General features: G+C 71.6%; 11 protein-coding genes and 2 pseudogenes. 5 read left to right on the forward strand and 8 right to left on the reverse strand.

Annotated features, from left to right (window positions below; all coding sequences use genetic code 11):
- Positions 1-349: pseudogene (locus tag ACTWQI_RS13945) on the reverse strand (hypothetical protein); the annotation flags it as partial.
- An 8-nt stretch (positions 350-357) separates the two neighbouring features.
- A complete protein-coding gene (locus ACTWQI_RS13950) occupies positions 358-825 on the reverse strand; it encodes a hypothetical protein (RefSeq protein WP_443270349.1) in 468 nt (155 codons plus the stop codon).
- Positions 826-1,018: 193 nt separating this feature from the next.
- On the opposite strand from ACTWQI_RS13950, the pseudogene ACTWQI_RS13955 reads away from it, so the two are divergent.
- Positions 1,019-1,204 (forward strand): annotated as a pseudogene (locus ACTWQI_RS13955) (FHA domain-containing protein); the annotation flags it as partial.
- A gap of 86 nt (positions 1,205-1,290) precedes the next feature.
- Complete coding sequence (locus tag ACTWQI_RS13960; protein ID WP_443270351.1) at positions 1,291-1,656, forward strand: hypothetical protein; 366 nt, start codon at positions 1,291-1,293, stop codon at positions 1,654-1,656.
- Between the two features lie 53 nt (positions 1,657-1,709).
- Here ACTWQI_RS13960 and treY read toward each other — a convergent pair whose 3' ends face one another.
- Positions 1,710-4,145, reverse strand: coding sequence for a malto-oligosyltrehalose synthase (gene treY / locus ACTWQI_RS13965; RefSeq protein WP_443270352.1), 2,436 nt, complete (start codon positions 4,143-4,145; stop codon positions 1,710-1,712).
- Positions 4,146-4,241: 96 nt separating this feature from the next.
- Positions 4,242-6,356 carry a glycogen debranching protein GlgX gene (glgX, locus tag ACTWQI_RS13970; RefSeq protein ID WP_443270354.1) on the reverse strand — a complete coding sequence of 705 codons (2,115 nt, stop codon included), beginning with the start codon at positions 6,354-6,356 and terminating at the stop codon, positions 4,242-4,244.
- Between the two features lie 546 nt (positions 6,357-6,902).
- On the opposite strand from glgX, the gene ACTWQI_RS13975 reads away from it, so the two are divergent.
- Both ACTWQI_RS13975 and ACTWQI_RS13980 read left to right on the forward strand, forming a co-directional pair.
- On the forward strand, positions 6,903-8,141 hold the full coding sequence (locus tag ACTWQI_RS13975; protein WP_443270356.1) for an SAV2148 family HEPN domain-containing protein: 1,239 nt from the start codon (positions 6,903-6,905) through the stop codon (positions 8,139-8,141).
- 154 nt (positions 8,142-8,295) lie between these two features.
- Positions 8,296-9,006, forward strand: a complete 711-nt coding sequence (locus ACTWQI_RS13980) for an exonuclease domain-containing protein (protein ID WP_443270357.1) — start codon at positions 8,296-8,298, stop codon at positions 9,004-9,006.
- Positions 9,007-9,072: 66 nt separating this feature from the next.
- Here the strand turns inward: ACTWQI_RS13980 and ACTWQI_RS13985 are convergent, their stop codons facing one another.
- The 4 genes from ACTWQI_RS13985 to ACTWQI_RS14000 form a co-directional block, all read right to left on the reverse strand.
- Positions 9,073-9,687: a protein-tyrosine phosphatase family protein gene (locus ACTWQI_RS13985; protein ID WP_443270358.1), complete on the reverse strand. Its 615-nt coding sequence runs from the start codon at positions 9,685-9,687 to the stop codon at positions 9,073-9,075.
- 266 nt (positions 9,688-9,953) lie between these two features.
- The gene (locus tag ACTWQI_RS13990; protein WP_443270360.1) at positions 9,954-10,871 is read right to left on the reverse strand and encodes a hypothetical protein; all 918 of its coding nucleotides are present in this window, start codon (positions 10,869-10,871) and stop codon (positions 9,954-9,956) included.
- Positions 10,868-13,084: a PEP/pyruvate-binding domain-containing protein gene (locus ACTWQI_RS13995; RefSeq protein ID WP_443270362.1), complete on the reverse strand. Its 2,217-nt coding sequence runs from the start codon at positions 13,082-13,084 to the stop codon at positions 10,868-10,870. The genes ACTWQI_RS13990 and ACTWQI_RS13995 overlap by 4 nt, the downstream gene beginning before the upstream one ends.
- Positions 13,085-13,183: 99 nt before the next feature.
- A complete protein-coding gene (locus ACTWQI_RS14000; protein ID WP_443270722.1) occupies positions 13,184-14,068 on the reverse strand; it encodes a phosphotransferase enzyme family protein in 885 nt (294 codons plus the stop codon).
- A gap of 286 nt (positions 14,069-14,354) precedes the next feature.
- Here ACTWQI_RS14000 and ACTWQI_RS14005 point away from each other — a divergent pair, with 286 nt between their 5' ends.
- Positions 14,355-15,308, forward strand: coding sequence for a CDP-alcohol phosphatidyltransferase family protein (locus tag ACTWQI_RS14005; protein ID WP_443270364.1), 954 nt, complete (start codon positions 14,355-14,357; stop codon positions 15,306-15,308).
- Positions 15,309-15,404 lie beyond the last annotated feature (96 nt).

The raw sequence follows: 15,404 nt of genomic DNA on the forward strand, positions 1-15,404 counted from the left end.
CAAGGACAAGAAGGGGTTCGGACGGCCCCTTGCGGGCCCGCTCGGTGCGCAGCCGCAGCAGCGCGTCGAGGAAGCGGGTGCTGCCCGGGTTGTGGTCGAGGTCGTCCAGCAGGGCCAGGCAGCTGTGGGGGCGCCGGCCGCGGGCGTATCCGGCGTTGAGGTCGTCGAGGAAGGCCAGGCAGAGCCGACGGTCCACGAAGTCCTCGTCGGCGCGGACGCCGGTGCGGTTGCGGCGGTTGAGCTCGACCAGCTCTTCCAGCGCGCTGCCGGGGCCGGTCGAACCGTACGAGGCCAGCGCCCGGTTGAGGAAGGTGCTCGCGGGCATGTACTCGAAGCCGCGCAGCAGCACGCCGACGATCAGGTCGACACCCGGGACGGGGAGAGGCCCAGGGTCTCCACGAGCCCGGCGATGCCTTCGCCCGCGTCCGCCGTGGCGCTGCGGTTGCGGGCCTGGCGCAGCGCCTGGCGTAGCTCGCGGACGGCCTGGCCCCGATCGGTCAGCGACAGCTGCGGCTGTACCGCGAGCAGGCCCAGCAGCAGGCGCGGGAAGCGGAGCGGCTTGCTGCCGCGGTGCTTGCGCGCCAGGAGGAAGGCCAGGTGCAGGCACACCTCGTGCGGGCGCTGCTCGGCGGCCGCGGCGAAGTCGATCCGCGCGACCGGCGCGCCATCGGTGACGGCCTCGAAGTGGTCGAGGGCGTACGTCTTGCCGCTGCCGGGGCGCCCCAGCAGGACGATCACCGGCAGCGGGCGCTCGGGCTCTGCCGACGGCCGCAGCCAGCACTCATGGGCCAGATCGGCCACCTCCGCCAGCCCTGCGGGTGGCACCTGTGGAGCTTGAACGGCCTGCGGCATGGATCCCCCATTCCGGCACGCGGGACGCCCGTGGTGACACGGGTAGCCAGGCCCTGTCCGGGCGTGATCGCGGACACAGCATGGTGTCACGAACTCGCCTGCCGAACACGGGAATTGACGTCAGAAAAGGGTCCTTCTGCGGGGATGTGGGCGCCGGGCGGTCTCCAACGACGACGGGGTCTCCCGGGTGCACGCGAAGCTCGTCCGCAAGGGCGGGAGCTGGGTGCTGCGCGACCTCGGCTCGACCAATGGCACCTGGGTCAACGGCCGCCGGGTGATCGGGCGGGCCGTGGTGCAGCCCGGTGACCAGATGACCTTCGGCCGGATCAGCCTCCGCCTGGCCGATCGCTGACACGTACGTGTAGAGGGCAGGTATCCGCTGTCCGTCGGATTGCCGGGCGGTGTGCGGACGGTCCGCTGCCGAGAGACCATGGAGACATGGCGAGGAAAGCTACCGCCGGGACCAGGGCGCACCAAGCAGCACTGGCGGCGGTCCGGGAGGCCCTCGAGCGGGGTGAGGTACCGATCGAGGCACCCGAACTGATCCAGGGGAACTACGGCGAGTTCTGGGTGGCGCCGGACGGCCGGGTGTACGTGCGGCCGGCGGAGCCCCTCTCCGCCGAGAAGGCCCGCGCTCAGCAGGTCTCCGAGGTCCAGCTGGTCATCGACCCCGGCGGGCGCTCGGCGGGCGAGCCGCCGGAGGACCTGGAGTGGCGCGGACGTACTCCCTGGACCGATGACATGTCCCGGCTCTCCCACTGGCAGGCGGCCGACGGCAGCTGGCTGGTCATCGACGAGGTCTGAGGACCGGGTCGGTCTCCCACGGGTGGCGTGGGCCGGCGGCAGCCTGCGGCCACTCAGGAGCGGACGAGCAGCGCCACCGGCGCGTCCGCGAACAGTTCGGTGGCCAGGACGCCGCCGCCCCGTACGGTCCGCGCCGACAGCAGGTCCGTCCAGTCGCCTTCTGGGAGCGAGAGCTCCGTGTCACGCCAGCCGCCCGACTCCTCCAGGCGGCGGGACAGCCGGGTGACCGCCGTGACCACCCGGCCCGCGCGGGCGAAGGCCACACAGTGCGCGGCCGCCGCGCCGTGGACGGCCAGCGGCTCGTACCCGCCCGAACGGCCGAACCACTCCCGGTGTTGACGCCGCAGCCGCAGGGCACCAGCCGTGAGGCGCACCTTCTCCTCCGAGAGATTCCGCGGCGGTCGCCCCTCGTCCAGCCCGGCCAGGACCGTGGTGGGGAGGCGGACCGGCCGGCGGTTGTCCGGGTCCACCAGCGCCCGGTACTCCGTCTCCGTGCCCTGGTAGACGTCCGGGACCCCCGGCATGGTCAGGTGCAGCAGGGCCGCGCCGAGGACGTTCGCGCGGGCGGCCTCCATCAGCGAGCCGCGGAAGCGCGCGAGTGCCTCCCGGGGCCGCCCGCCCGGACCGGTGCCGACGAACGCCTCCACCGCGGCCTCGTACGCCGGGTCGGCCTCCGTCCACGACGTCCGCAGCCCGGCCTCCCGTACCGACTTCAGCACTGCCTGGATCAGCCGGTCGCGCGCCGCCGGTTCGGAGTCCGGATCGGCTGGACCGAGCCCGAAGGCCAGCTGCCACGCCGTCCAGGCCACATGCTGGTCGGGGGCGCGTACGCCACCTCCGCGTGCCGTCTCCTTCGTCAGGCGCTCCACCAGGTCCGCCCACCGGTCCGGCGCCTCGGTCAGCAGCGCCAGCCACGCCCGTACGTCCGCGCTGCGCTTGGTGTCGTGCGTGGACAGCGCCGTCCCGGTGGCCGGCCAGTCCCGCTGCAGCCCGGCGCAGAAGGCGTGGAACGCCGCCACGGACACCGCCGGACTCCCCGGGTCCCCACCGACCTCCGCCGCCGACAGCAACGGCGCGTAGCGGTAGAACGCCTTGTCCTCCACCGACTTGGCGCGCAGCGCGGACGACGTCTGCGCGAAGCGCGAGCAGAAGGCGGCGTGGTCGGGTGAGGTGCCGAGCAGCCCGAGCGCCAGGTCTCGGATCAGATCCACCGTGTCCGCCTCCTCCGGCACGGCGAAGGCACCACGCGCGCGTTCCGCGACGTCCCGGATCATCTCGGCGTCGCCTTCGGAGGCCCTCCGTCCCACGACGGCGTACGGCCGGTACACGGGCATGCGGACCAGCAGTTCGCGGATCGCGGTGCGCAGTGCCCACGGCGCGTGGTCGCGCAGCTCGGCGCTCGCCGCACAGATCCGGGCAGCGATCCGGGCCAGGCAGGAGACTTCGGTGGCCAGCTCGTGGGTGACCACCCGGTACGCGGCGTGGCGCGCGGTGGCGGCCCACTCACCACCCCGGTCGTCTGCCTGGGCCGTGAAACCCCGGTAGCCGGCGGCCAGTTCGGCGGCGCCGACCGGGTCGACGAACAGGCCGTCGACCTGCCGCAAGGCGTCGTACCCGGTGGTGCCCGCGACCGGCCAGTCCGCGGGCAGCTGCTCATCGCCCGTCAGGATCTTCTCCACGACAGTCCACCGCCCCCCGGTCGCCCGGTCCAGCCGTCCCAGGTACTCCCGGGGGTCGGCGAGACCGTCCGGGTGGTCGATCCGCAGGCCGTCCACGACGCCCTCGCGGAGCAGCTGCAGCACCTTCGCGTGCGTCGCCCGGAAGACCTCCGGGTCCTGCACGCGGACCCCGATCAGGTCGGAGATGGTGAAGAACCTGCGGTAGTTCAGCTCGGTACGGGCCAGGCGCCACCAGCCCAGCCGGTACCACTGGGCGTCCAGCAGCTCCGGCAGCGGCAGATGCCCGGTGCCGGGCCGCACCGGGAACTCATGGCGGTGGTAGCGGACGACGTCTCCGTCGACCTGGATGTGCCGCAGCTCCTCGCCGAGCCGCCCGCCGAGCACCGGCAGCAGCACGCGTCCCCCGTGCGCCTCCCAGTCGATGTCGAACCAGCGCGCGTACGGCGAGTCGGGCCCGTCCCGGAGCACCTCCCACAGCGGCCGGTTCAGCCGCTCCGGCACGGTCACCGCCATGTGGTTCGGCACGATGTCGAGCACCAGCCCGAGGCCGTGCTCCCGCGCCGTACGGGACAGCGCGCGCAGCCCCTCCTCGCCGCCCAGCTCCGCCCGTACCACCGAGTGATCGACCACGTCGTAGCCGTGCGTGGAGCCCGGGACGGCCTCCAGGACGGGCGACAGGTGGAGGTGCGAGACGCCGAGCGAGGCGAGGTAGGGCACGGCACCGGCCGCGGCGGAGAAGGGGAAGCCGGGCTGGAGCTGGAGCCGGTACGTGGCGGTGGGCGGCGCGGCGGGGTCGGGCTCGGACGTCATGAAAGGCACGTACCCGCGCAGTGGCATTTTGTGCCTTCTGCCCGGGCATCCGAGTGCACCGGTCCCTTGGCGCGACACCCGGAAGCCGCGGCGCCACTACGCCGGTCGTCGCAGCACCAGCAGGCTCCGGTCCAGAAGCGTGAAGCGGTCGCCCGCCTTCACCTTGCGGCCCGTGCCCGGCGCCACTCCCTCCATACGGGCCGTGTCCACCACGACCTGCCACTGCCGCCCGTGATCGACCGGCACCACGAAGTGCCTGACCTCGGGACTCGCGTTGAACATCAGCAGGAAGGAGTCGTCCCTGATCCGCTCACCCCGCGGTCCGGGCTCGGAGATCGCATGGCCGTTGAGGAAGACCGTGATCGAGCGGGCGGACGCCTGCTGCCAGTCGCGCTGGGTCATCTCCTTGCCCTGCGGGGTGAACCACGCGATGTCCGACAGCTCGTCGTGGGTGCCCTCCATGGGCCTGCCGTGGAAGAACCGGCGGCGGCGGAAGACCGGGTGGTCGCGCCGCAGCCACACCATCGAACGGGTGAACTCGAGCAGGCTCCGGTCGCCGTCCTCCGCCGGCCAGTGCACCCAGGAGATCTCGTTGTCCTGGCAGTACGCGTTGTTGTTGCCGTGCTGCGTACGCCCGAACTCGTCGCCGTGGCTGACCATCGGCACGCCCTGCGACAGCATCAGCGTGGCGATGAAGTTCCGCTGCTGCCGGGCGCGCAGGGATCGCACCGCGAGGTCGTCGGTGTCCCCCTCCGCCCCGCAGTTCCACGACCTGTTGTGGCTCTCGCCGTCCCGGTTGTTCTCCCCATTGGCCTCGTTGTGCTTCTGGTCGTAGGACACCAGGTCGCGCAGCGTGAAGCCGTCGTGGCAGGTCACGAAGTTGACCGAGGCGATCGGCCGCCGCCCGTCGCTCTGGTACAGGTCCGAGGAACCGGTGAGCCGGGAGGCGAACTCGGCCAGCGTCCGCGGCTCGCCCCGCCACAGGTCGCGGACGGTGTCCCGGTACATGCCATTCCACTCGGACCACAGCGGCGGGAAATTGCCCACCTGGTAGCCGCCCTCGCCGACGTCCCACGGCTCGGCGATCAGCTTCACCTGGCTGACCACGGGATCCTGCTGTACCAGGTCGAAGAAGGACGACAGCCGGTCCACCTCGTGGAACTGCCGGGCCAGGGTCGCCGCCAGATCGAAGCGGAACCCGTCCACATGCATCTCGGTCACCCAGTAGCGCAGCGAGTCCATGATCAGCTGGAGTACGTGCGGACTCCGCATGAGCAGCGAGTTCCCGGTGCCCGTGGTGTCCATGTAGTAGCGCTGGTCCTCGGCCAGCCGGTAGTACGAGGCGTTGTCCAGCCCCCGGAAGGACAGCGTCGGGCCGAGGTGGTTCCCCTCCGCGGTGTGGTTGTAGACCACGTCGAGGATGACTTCGATGCCCGCCTTGTGCAGGGCCCGCACCGCCGACTTGAACTCCAGCACCTGCTGACCGCGGTCGCCCCACGAGGCGTAGGCGTTGTGCGGGGCGAAGAAGCCGATGGTGTTGTAGCCCCAGTAGTTGGCGAGCCCGGCGTCCTCCAGCCGGTTGTCGTGGACGAACTGGTGTACGGGCATCAGCTCCAGCGCGGTCACGCCGAGTTCGGTGAGGTGCTCGATGACGGCGGGGTGGGCGAGGGCCGCGTACGTGCCGCGCAGCTCCTCCGGCAGCCCCGGATGGAGCATCGTCAGCCCCTTCACATGGGCCTCGTACAGCACGGTCCGGTGGTAGTCGGTCCGCGGCGGCCGGTCGTCGCCCCAGTCGAAATAGGGATTGACGACGACGGACGCCATCGTGTGCGGCGCCGAGTCGAGGTCGTTGCGCTCGTTCGGTCGGCCGAAGTGGTAGCCGTAGACCGCCTCGTCCCAGTCGATCCGGCCGCTCATGGCCCGGGCGTAGGGGTCCAGCAGCAGCTTCGCCGAGTTGCAGCGGTGGCCGCGGGCGGGCTCGTACGGCCCGTGAGCCCGGAACCCGTACCGCTGGCCGGGCATGATGCCCGGCAGATACGCGTGCCGCACAAAGGCGTCGGATTCGCGGAGCTCCACGGCGGTCTCCGAGCCGTCGTCGTGCAGCAGGCACAGCTCGATTCTGGTGGCGGCTTCGGAGAACACCGCGAAGTTGGTTCCGGCGCCGTCGTACGTGGCTCCGAGCGGGTACGCCTGTCCCGGCCAGACCTGCATGATGTCGACTCTTCCACTTCTGATCCGGGATCCGCGACACGGCGAATCCCTGGGCCGAACAGCAGAACAGGAATCCTCGCCCCATCATCGGACGTGTGCGGCACTTTCGTCAGATCCTCCTTGAAAGCGGGGCGACCTCCTACGACAACGGCTCGTCCTACCGGGTGACGCGGCGGCTCGCCGCCCGGGGTTGCGCTCGGCGAGCGAGAACGTGACGGCCGGGCCGGGGCCGACCGGCGTCGAGCGGCGGGTCAACGGATAGTCCCTCCGGCAACCCGTCGTATGGGTGAACGTCGGCTGCCATCACGTCGCACCCGACGCGGACCATTCCCGATGCCGGTCCAGTGGCAGGCATTCCTGCTCGCGCCACGTGACGTGACGGCCATGAATCCCCTCACTCCGGCCGGCCTTGACAGCCAGAACGGACAACCGGCCCATGCCTGGGGAGAGTTGGTGGACGAGTGAACGGATGAGGGTGCACCGCCCTCCGCGCACGCAGTACTCTTCCTTGATCGTGGAACTGGGGGGGCGGAAGGCGGTGCGCAGGTGAGCTCGGGCGGCGGGCTGGAGCTGCCCCCTGGTGACGGAGGTCAGCAGGGCGGAACCAATGACGTCCCCCCGGGCGCCGTGTCCCTGGCACGGCCGATGGAGATCGGAGCGGAGCTGGACTGGGGCGCCGACGCCTGGACCGAAGTGCGTACCCGCGCCCGGCGGGCCGGCCGGGCCTACATCTGGCTGAACCTCGTCGAACAGCGTCTACGCGCGGTGGTCGCCGCGGTGCTCCGCCCGATCTACGAACCCGTCCACGGCGACGAGTGGGTGATCGCCGCCGCGGGGCCGGCCGGGCACGAGTGGGTGCAGCGGGCCGTCGCCGTCCGCGAGGTGAGCCGCCGCAAGGGCTATCTGCTCGACCCGGCCGACGACAACGTCCTCAGCTTCCTCACGCTGCCGCAGCTGCGCGAGCTGCTGGTCCAGCACTGGCCCTGCTTCGACCCGTATCTCGACGACCGCCGCGACCTCGAACTCGCCCTGGACGAGCTGGAGGTGGCGCGCAATGTCGTCTCCCGCAACCGCGCGCTCTCCGAAACGGTCCTCGCCCAGGCCGAGCGGGCTTCCGCGCGGCTGCTGGAGATCCTCGGCAGCGGGGCGGGCTCGCCGTCGGCGGACCGGCTGCCGGTCGACGCCGTGGAGGACCTGGTCGGCGACCGGTACGCGGATGTCGTCGGGATCCACCCCGATCGGGTCCGGCTCCAGCGTCAGTTGCCCGCCGAGGACTTCTTCGGGGGCGCCCGGCGGCTCGACGCCGTGGGCATAGGCCTGAATCTCCTGGTGCAGAACTACTCGGGCCGCAGGCTGGTGCGGCTGGCCGAGGCGGGCTGCAGGACGCGGCTGCTGTTCCTCAACCCCGCGAGCAGTGCGGTGCGGCGCAGGGAGCGCGAACTCGCCCTGAAGAAGGGCGAGCTGAGCCGCTCGGTCGAGATGAACATCATGCACATGCGCCGGGTACGGGCCCGGCTGCGGGACACCGGGGGCTTCGAGATCCGCGTCTTCGACGAGACGCCCCGCTTCACCGCCTATCTGGTCAACGGCGACGGGCCGGACGGCCTCGCGGTGGTCCAGTCGTATCTGCGCCGGGCACGCGGCATGGAGGCGCCGGTCATGGTGCTGCGCGGCGGCGGCCGTCATGTCGTGCGGGAGGGCGACAAGGACGCGGACAACGGGCTGTTCCAGACCTATCGCGAGGAGTTCGAGAGCGTCTGGTCGGACTCGCGTCCGGTGTCCTGAGTCCTTCCTGTCGTGAGTCCTGTCGTCAGTCCTCGGAGTCCGTCGGTGTCCGTCGGTACCCGAGTGCCGTCCCCGGCCTCGCCGTTCGACTGTCAGTGCCGCGTGGGAGGGTGGAAGCACTGGGGGAGCGCGACAACTTAAGGGGGGCGTCCGGATGAGCTGGCACCGGAAGTTGCTGATCGGCTTCGATCTGGAGACCACGGGGACCGATCCGCAGGATGCGCGGATCGTCACGGGGGCGGTCGTGGAGGTCGAGCGCGGGGAGCCGATACGTCACCGGGAGTGGCTGGCCGACCCCGGGGTCCCCATTCCGGAAGAGGCGGCGGCGATCCACGGTGTCACGACGGAGCGGGCGGCGGCCGAGGGGCGGCCGGCCCGGGAGGTGGTCGGCGAGATCGCCGACGCGCTCGCCGGATACTGGTCGGCGGGGGTGCCGGTGGTCGCGTACAACGCCGCCTTCGACCTGACGATGCTCGCGGCGGAGCTGCGGCGGCACGGGCTGCCATCGCTCGGCCAGCGGCTGGGCGGGGGAGAGGTCGGCCCGATCGTCGATCCGTACACGATCGACCGTGCCGTGGACCGGTACCGCAAGGGGAAGCGCACTCTGGTCGCGGCCTGCGGGGAGTACGGCGTGGTGCTCGCCGCCGCTCATCAGGCGAGCGCCGACGCGGTGGCGGCGGTCCGAGTCGCCTGCGCGCTCGCCGAGCGGCACGCGCGGGTGGCGGAGCTGGAGCCCTGGGCGCTGCACCGCAATCAGGTGAGCTGGTACGCGCGCTGGGCGGCCGGCTATCAGAGGTGGCTGCGCAAACGCGACCCGGAGGCGATCGTGGACGGCAGCTGGCCCTTGCGGGTGCTGCCGTCCTGACGATTCGTCCTGGGTGAGGCGGGCCCTGGAGGCGGGCCGGGGGCCTGCCGGATGCGGCGGAAGAGGTCAGAAGATGGACATGATCCGGCGCGGCGCGTCCACGAGACGGCTGATCGCCTGGATCGGCAGCGGCGGCTGCTCGCTCGCTTCCTTGGTCAGGTTGAGCACGTAGTAGATCTGCTCGGGCGAGGGCGGGCCGACGGCGAGCGTACGGACCACGGCCTCCTTGGCGTCCGCCTGCTCGGTGCGGACCAGGTAGGCGGCGGTGATGGAGCCGGTGCGGCCGACGCCGGCGCCGCAGTGCACGAACACCGGACCGTCGGACTCCTCGACCGCGCGGAGGAACCTGGAGACCTGCGCCTCCGTCGGGGTCTGGCCGTCGCGGATGGGTATCCGTTCCAGTTTCAGTCCGGCCTTCTCCGGGCCGGCGATCTGCTGGGCCGTGAGGTTCTCGGCGCGCAGGTCGATGACGGTGTCGAAGCCCTTGTCGGCCAGCGCCTCATACCCCGCGCGGCCCGGTGCGGAGCCGCGCCACATCCGGTCGTCCACCTTCTCGAAGTGGTTGATGCCGGACATCCTGATGCCCTGCGGCTCGAACTGGCGCGACGCAGCGGTGGCGGCCAGCGTGCCGAGCACGCCGGTCAGCCAGAGAGCGAGATAGCCGAGAACCGCGACGAGCATGATGCGGATCAGGATGCGACGCCCGCGGGGCGTCGACGAGCCGGAGGGCCGGGATGGGCGGGGAATGCGGGGGAGTCGGGCGAGCTGATGCAGCACGTCGGCAGGACCACCAGTAAGGATCGGGGGGCTGATTGGGCCGCCCCGTCCTCTTTTCGGAGCAGCAATTCACCTAATTGTACCAATTGCCTGTTCTGTGTCTAGAGGTCGCCTGGTGGCCCCCTCGGCGAGGGTGTACCGCAGCATCGGATCAGCCGTGGCCCGTCTGCTCACCGGTGGTCGATATCGCCTTCGCCGACCAGCGTGAAGTGGGCCCGGTCGATCTGCACGTCCACCAGGCAGCCACGCAGCCGCATCTTGTTGTGATCCGTGAGGGCGGGACTGACCACGCCCGCGTAGACATTCCCTTCCACATGACTCAGCGGAGCGTTCTTGAGCGGGGTGGGTGTCGCACCGCGGCAGCTCTCCCACAGCTGCTGGGCGCGCAGCTCACGCCGTTCCTGGTCGGGGTTCGCATCGCGCACGGCGAGCTGCAGCAGGAAGGTGGTCGCCGCCTCGTCGGGGCGCTCCTGGGGCCTGGTCTGGGTGGCTCCGGCGAGTGCCACGACCATTCCGGCGAGCAGCGTGCCGACGATCAGCGACACGGTCGCGGTGAACCAGACGCGCCGGGGCGAGCCACCGAGTGCGGGCCCGTCCTCCAGATCGGCCGGCCGGCCGGCGATGCCCTGCGGGGGCGCGGCCAGTGGTGCGAGGCGGCCGGAGAGCCGGCGGTTGGCCGCGGGCCGTACGACGACGGTGGCGATCCGCTGCACCACCCAGGCGAGGGCGGAGAGCAGCGCCCCGGTGGCGAGCAGGACGGGGATGAAGACATAGGTGCTGTTCGAGCTGCCGCTCCACGGCAGGCGTCCGTCCCCGTCGAGCCAGCGGAAGGTCGGGTCCGGCAGCTGCGCACTCTGATCGAGCCGCTGCCGAACGGTGTCCGACCTGCGCTCGGAGGCCGAGATGCGCTGCTCGAGCCGGGAGATCCGGTCGATCACCACGACACACGCCAGGAACACCTCGACGACGATCAGCAGCACCCCGGCGAGCACCGCCCGCTGCCACTCCCACCGGTACAGGTAGACGGCGAGGTAGACGGCGGCCCCCGCCGTGGTCAGGGTTCCGATGATGTAGGCCACCCACTTCATGGCCGGGTCACCTCGCTCTCCCTCAGGGCGATGGCGCTGACCGTCGCCCGTGTCACGGCCGTCGGCTGTTCGCCCGCCTCCGCCCGTACCTCACCGGTGATGCCGTCCACCGCGAGCCGGGTCCCCGGCCGGAACCGCTCGAGGGCCCCCGGCACTCCCACCGCTGTCGGCACACCGTTCTCCCGCGCCAGCACCGCCAGGTGGGACAGTGCGCTGCCGGTCTCCGCCACCAGTGCGGCGAGGCCGGGCAGCAGCGGGGCGAGCGCGGGATCCAGGGTGCGCGTGACGAGGACGGCGTCGCGGGGCCGTACGCCGGTGCCGTCCCATGCGGTGCCGCTGCCCCGGCCGCCGCCTGCACCCTGGCCTGCCGAGGAACGGCGGTCGCGGGTCGTGTCGGCCACCGGTACGCCGTCCGCCAGCCGGAACGCCGCCGGCAGCGGCTGCGCGTCGGGCCGCGGAGTGCGCTCCGGCAGATCGGCCGGCAGCGGCTTGCCCTCCAGCGCGCCCATCAGCTCGGGCCAGCGCAGCAGCCGTATGCTCGCCCGGTCCTGGAGTCTGCCCGTACGCACCATCCGTTCCGCCAGCTCCCACATCACCCTCGACTGCATCTCCTGGACCCACCGGATGCGCAGCCGCAGGCCCTCGCGCAGCGGCAGGGCGCCCACGCCGCGCGGCAAGCCGGCCGGGCCGACCGTCGTGGGCAGTCGGGGAGGTACTCCGAGCGCGGGCGGCGTGAGGGCCAGCACCACGGGGCTGCGCAGGACGACCTCGTGGTCGGGGATCTTGTTGCTTCTGGCCTCGTCCAGGACGGACAGGGCCTCGGCCACCGCCGTCAGGCCGCTCCCGGAGCCCAGCAGAGCACCCGCCAGCGATTCCTGGGCATGCAGTGCCACCAGCGTCGAACGCCCCCAGGCGAGCGCGGCGACGAGTTCGCTGCGGCCGGCCTGCGCCGGGGAGGACATCGAGGCGAGCTGCTTGTCGACGTCGGCCAGCAGATCGATGCCGAGCGCCGGAAGCGTCGCGCTGAGCCGTCCGACGCGCCAGGCCGCGGACAGCCGTCGCGCCCCGGGCAGTGGATTGAGCAGCGCCAGGGCGGGGTGCCGCGGCGGTACGGCGCCCAGCAGCCCGAGGTCGGCCGCCACCCGCCCGCCCACGGTGGTGACCACCGGACGGGTCGCCAGCCGGCGGCGCGGCACCGCACCTGCGATGTCCAGCGCCGCGGTCAGCCCGCGCGCCATCGGTGCCACCCACAGGTCCTCCTCCATGGGCTGCAGCACGCCCGGGAACGTCTCGGCCACCGGACCGGGGCCGAGCAGCCGCGCACCGCGCGGCGGACACGCGGCCATCGCGGTGATCGGACGGCTCTGGAACAACCAGAGCCGGTCCGCCGAGTCGAATCCGAACTCCATGTCCTGCGGTCCGCCGAAGATCCGCCTCGCCCGTCGTTCCATCCGGACCAGCCGGTACAGCCGCCCCGCCCCGAGCGTTCGGTCCCCGCGCCGCTCGTACGGCTCGATGTGCAGCAGGCGGCCCAGGGAGCTCAGCTGATAGCGGGTGCCGGAGACGGAGCCGCCGACGAGGGCATCCGGCCCGCCGCGCACGGCGCTGATGAGCGTGCGGTCGGTGCGCCCTTCCACTGGGTCCGCGCCGAACAGCACGCCCCCGGCGACCGCATGCACCATCGGCTGGACCAGGACGGCCATCGCCGCGTCGCCGGCATCGGTCCCGTCGGCGCCAGCATCTCGCGGAACACTCGCTTCGCCCCGGCCACGTTCGGGTCCCTCCGCGGCCGCAGCGTCGGCCGACGCGAGGACCGTCCGGACCGCCGCGGTGAACGCGTCCCACCCCGCCACGTCCAGGACCGACGTGAAGCGACCGGCCATGGAGGAGGTCTCCGAGTCCTCGTGCACCGAGGAGGAGCGCACGACGAGTGGGCGGCGGCCACCTTCGCTCAGCTCCTCCCAGGCTGCGCGCAGCGAAAGGCCCGGGGTGAGAGGGGGGCCCGCGGTGCCGGGGCCGGTGCTGGTGCCCGGGCCGGTCCGCTGCTGCGACACGATCACGAAACCCGGGAGGACGGGCAGGCCCGCGCGCGCTGCACGGGCCAGTGGGGCCGCCTTGCCTCCGGTGAGCGTCGGGTCGACCGCGCGGGCGTCGTCCAGCGGCACGATCACCACGTCGTGGGGAAGGTCTCTGTCGGGGATCACGCCGTTCATGCCCTCGGCTCCGCTCCGCTCCGTTCTCTGCCATGAACGTCGGGCGGTTTGTCTGAATTCCCCTATTCTGCCCCAGGTGATCCGAGGGGCCAAGTGATCTCAGAAGGAGCGCCAGCGTACGGTCGGGTCGTCCGCTCGCAGGGACGCGACCCGGCGACGGAACTCCGTGAGGGCGGCCGGATTCCCCCGGGCGTGCTGGGCCATCCAGGCGCAGCTCGCGGTTTCCCGCGCGCGGCGCAGTACGGAGCAGCCATCCCACTCTCGTACGTCCCAGCCGTAGGTGGCCGAGAAGGCCGCGTACTCCTCCGCGGGAAGGCCGTATCGGTCCAGGCTCAGCGCCATCACCACCAGATCGTGCTCCCGCAGATCATGGGAGAACGTCTCCAGGTCGACCAGCGCCGGGCCGTCGGGGCCGATGTGCACATTGCGGGGGAGCGCATCCCCGTGGATCGGGCCGGGCGAAAGCCGGGGGGCGAGGCCGGTCATCGCCTGTGCGAAGCGGTCCCGGCGCTCCCGGAGAAAGGCGGCGTCGGCGGGGTCGACGGCTTCGCCGGCGAGCCGCAGCCAGCGCTCCACCCCGTCCAGCAGGTCACGCCGCGGCAGCGGGAAGGGAGGAGCGGGCAGTCGGTGCACGAGCCGGAGCAGCGCGGCCAGATCGGCGGCGCCCGCCGGACGTACGGCGGGCGGAAGCCGGTGCCACACGGTCACCGGATGCCCCTCGGTCAGCCGCGCCTGCGGATCGGCGGGACGTACGGTCGGCACCCCCTGCTCCGCCAGCCAGACGGCGGTGCGCAGCTCGCGCCGCATCCGGTCGAGCAGCTCGGCGCTCCGGCCCACGCGGACGACAGGCCCGCCTCCGGCGAGTCCGAACACGGCGTTCTCGCCGAGCGCCAGCAGCGTCGCGTCCCGCTCCGGGAACCCCGCGTGTGCGAGGACGGCGCGCGCCCGCTCCTCGTCGAAGGGCGCCTCGGGCACCCGCGCCATGCCGACCTCCACGGTCCACTTCACTGACCGGATCAGTCTCGCAGGCTCGCGCCGCATCGTGACGTCGGCTTTGTTTGCGTACCCGGCGCGATGCCGGGATGGGCAGCGGTCAGGGAGCAACTCTGTGCGGCAGCCCGGCCCGAGCGGTGGCCTGAAACGTCCATGGACCCCGTCGCAGAGGAAGACGGATGACCCCTGGCAAAGGTTGTGCTGGGCGAATCTTGTCTCTTGGATGGCGGCGTTCCTAACGTCAGGTGAACTCGAACCTGCCGCCGGGAAGTTGACCATGGACCGAGAGATACCGTCCCTTGCCGAGGTGCGCCGCACCACGGAGAAGAAGCGCGATGCCTGGTGGACCGTTCTTCTCGTGGACCCGGTCGCCACTCCACTGGTGCGCTGGACCGCGATGTGGACCCGGGTCACCCCGAATCAGATCACCTGGCTCGCGCTCCTTCTCGGCCTCGGCGCCGCCGGGTGTTTCGCAGTCGGCAGTTGGGGGTGGCTGCTGGCCGGCGCCGCGCTCTACCACCTGAGCTTCGTCCTCGACTGCATGGACGGAAAGCTCGCCCGGCTCACCGGCACCGGCTCGGTGTTCGGCGCCTGGCTGGACTACGTCTTCGACCGGGTGCGCGTCCTCGCCTGCGCCGTGGCTCTGATGGGGGGCCAGTACGCCCGTACCGGACAGGTCGTCTATCTCTGGCTCGCGCTCGCCGTCGTCTTCCTTGACATGCTGCGCTATGTCGACGCCCTGCAGATCTTCAAGATCCGTCACGGGATGCGCAAGCAGATCAAGGCCCGGGTCCGGGAGGCCCGGCGCGCCGAGGACGAGAAGGAGCTCTCCTTCATGGAGGACCTGCTCCGGCAGAATCCCGAGTCAGACCTCGAACAGGACCTGATGGCCCGGGACGCGGCCGTACAGGAAGAGTCGGGGGCGGTGCCCGCGCCGGAGCGGCGTCCAGTCCAGGTCGTCGACCTCCACCAGGAGTTCCGACACCGCTTCCCGTGGTACCTCCGCTTCCGGTCGTTCCTGCTGCGCCACCGCATCCGAACACATCTGGTGAGTGGCATCGAGTTCCAGATGGCCGTCTTCATCGTCGCCCCGGCGCTCGACTCCGTCGCCGCGGTGACCGTCGGTGCGGGCGTGCTGCTGCTGGTCTTCGAGCTGGCCATCATCTATAAACTGCTGCTGTCCACGCGCGACTTCACGCGCACGCTTGAATCGTTCGAGACGACGGCCTGATTTCGCCCAGAAGTTGAGGCCGGCCGCCTCAACTTTGTCCGTTTTGCCCGGCGTTCTGGATTATGCAAGGTTGTTGCATATCTCACACCGGTCAAC

This window comes from Streptomyces sp. KR80 (assembly GCF_052245555.1).
Taxonomy (GTDB): Bacteria; Actinomycetota; Actinomycetes; order Streptomycetales; family Streptomycetaceae; genus Streptomyces.

What these genes read in the sequence shown, in the direction of transcription:
- ACTWQI_RS13990 (WP_443270360.1), bottom strand. Translation starts at nt 10,871, where the DNA reads ATGAAGTGGGTGGCCTACATCATCGGAACCCTGACCACGGCGGGGGCC.
- ACTWQI_RS13995 (WP_443270362.1), bottom strand. Translation starts at nt 13,084, where the DNA reads ATGAACGGCGTGATCCCCGACAGAGACCTTCCCCACGACGTGGTGATC.
- ACTWQI_RS14000 (WP_443270722.1), bottom strand. Translation starts at nt 14,068, where the DNA reads ATGGCGCGGGTGCCCGAGGCGCCCTTCGACGAGGAGCGGGCGCGCGCC.
- treY (WP_443270352.1), bottom strand. Translation starts at nt 4,145, where the DNA reads ATGACGTCCGAGCCCGACCCCGCCGCGCCGCCCACCGCCACGTACCGG.
- ACTWQI_RS14005 (WP_443270364.1), top strand. Translation starts at nt 14,355, where the DNA reads ATGGACCGAGAGATACCGTCCCTTGCCGAGGTGCGCCGCACCACGGAG.
- ACTWQI_RS13960 (WP_443270351.1), top strand. Translation starts at nt 1,291, where the DNA reads ATGGCGAGGAAAGCTACCGCCGGGACCAGGGCGCACCAAGCAGCACTG.
- ACTWQI_RS13985 (WP_443270358.1), bottom strand. Translation starts at nt 9,687, where the DNA reads ATGCTCGTCGCGGTTCTCGGCTATCTCGCTCTCTGGCTGACCGGCGTG.
- ACTWQI_RS13980 (WP_443270357.1), top strand. Translation starts at nt 8,296, where the DNA reads ATGAGCTGGCACCGGAAGTTGCTGATCGGCTTCGATCTGGAGACCACG.
- glgX (WP_443270354.1), bottom strand. Translation starts at nt 6,356, where the DNA reads ATGCAGGTCTGGCCGGGACAGGCGTACCCGCTCGGAGCCACGTACGAC.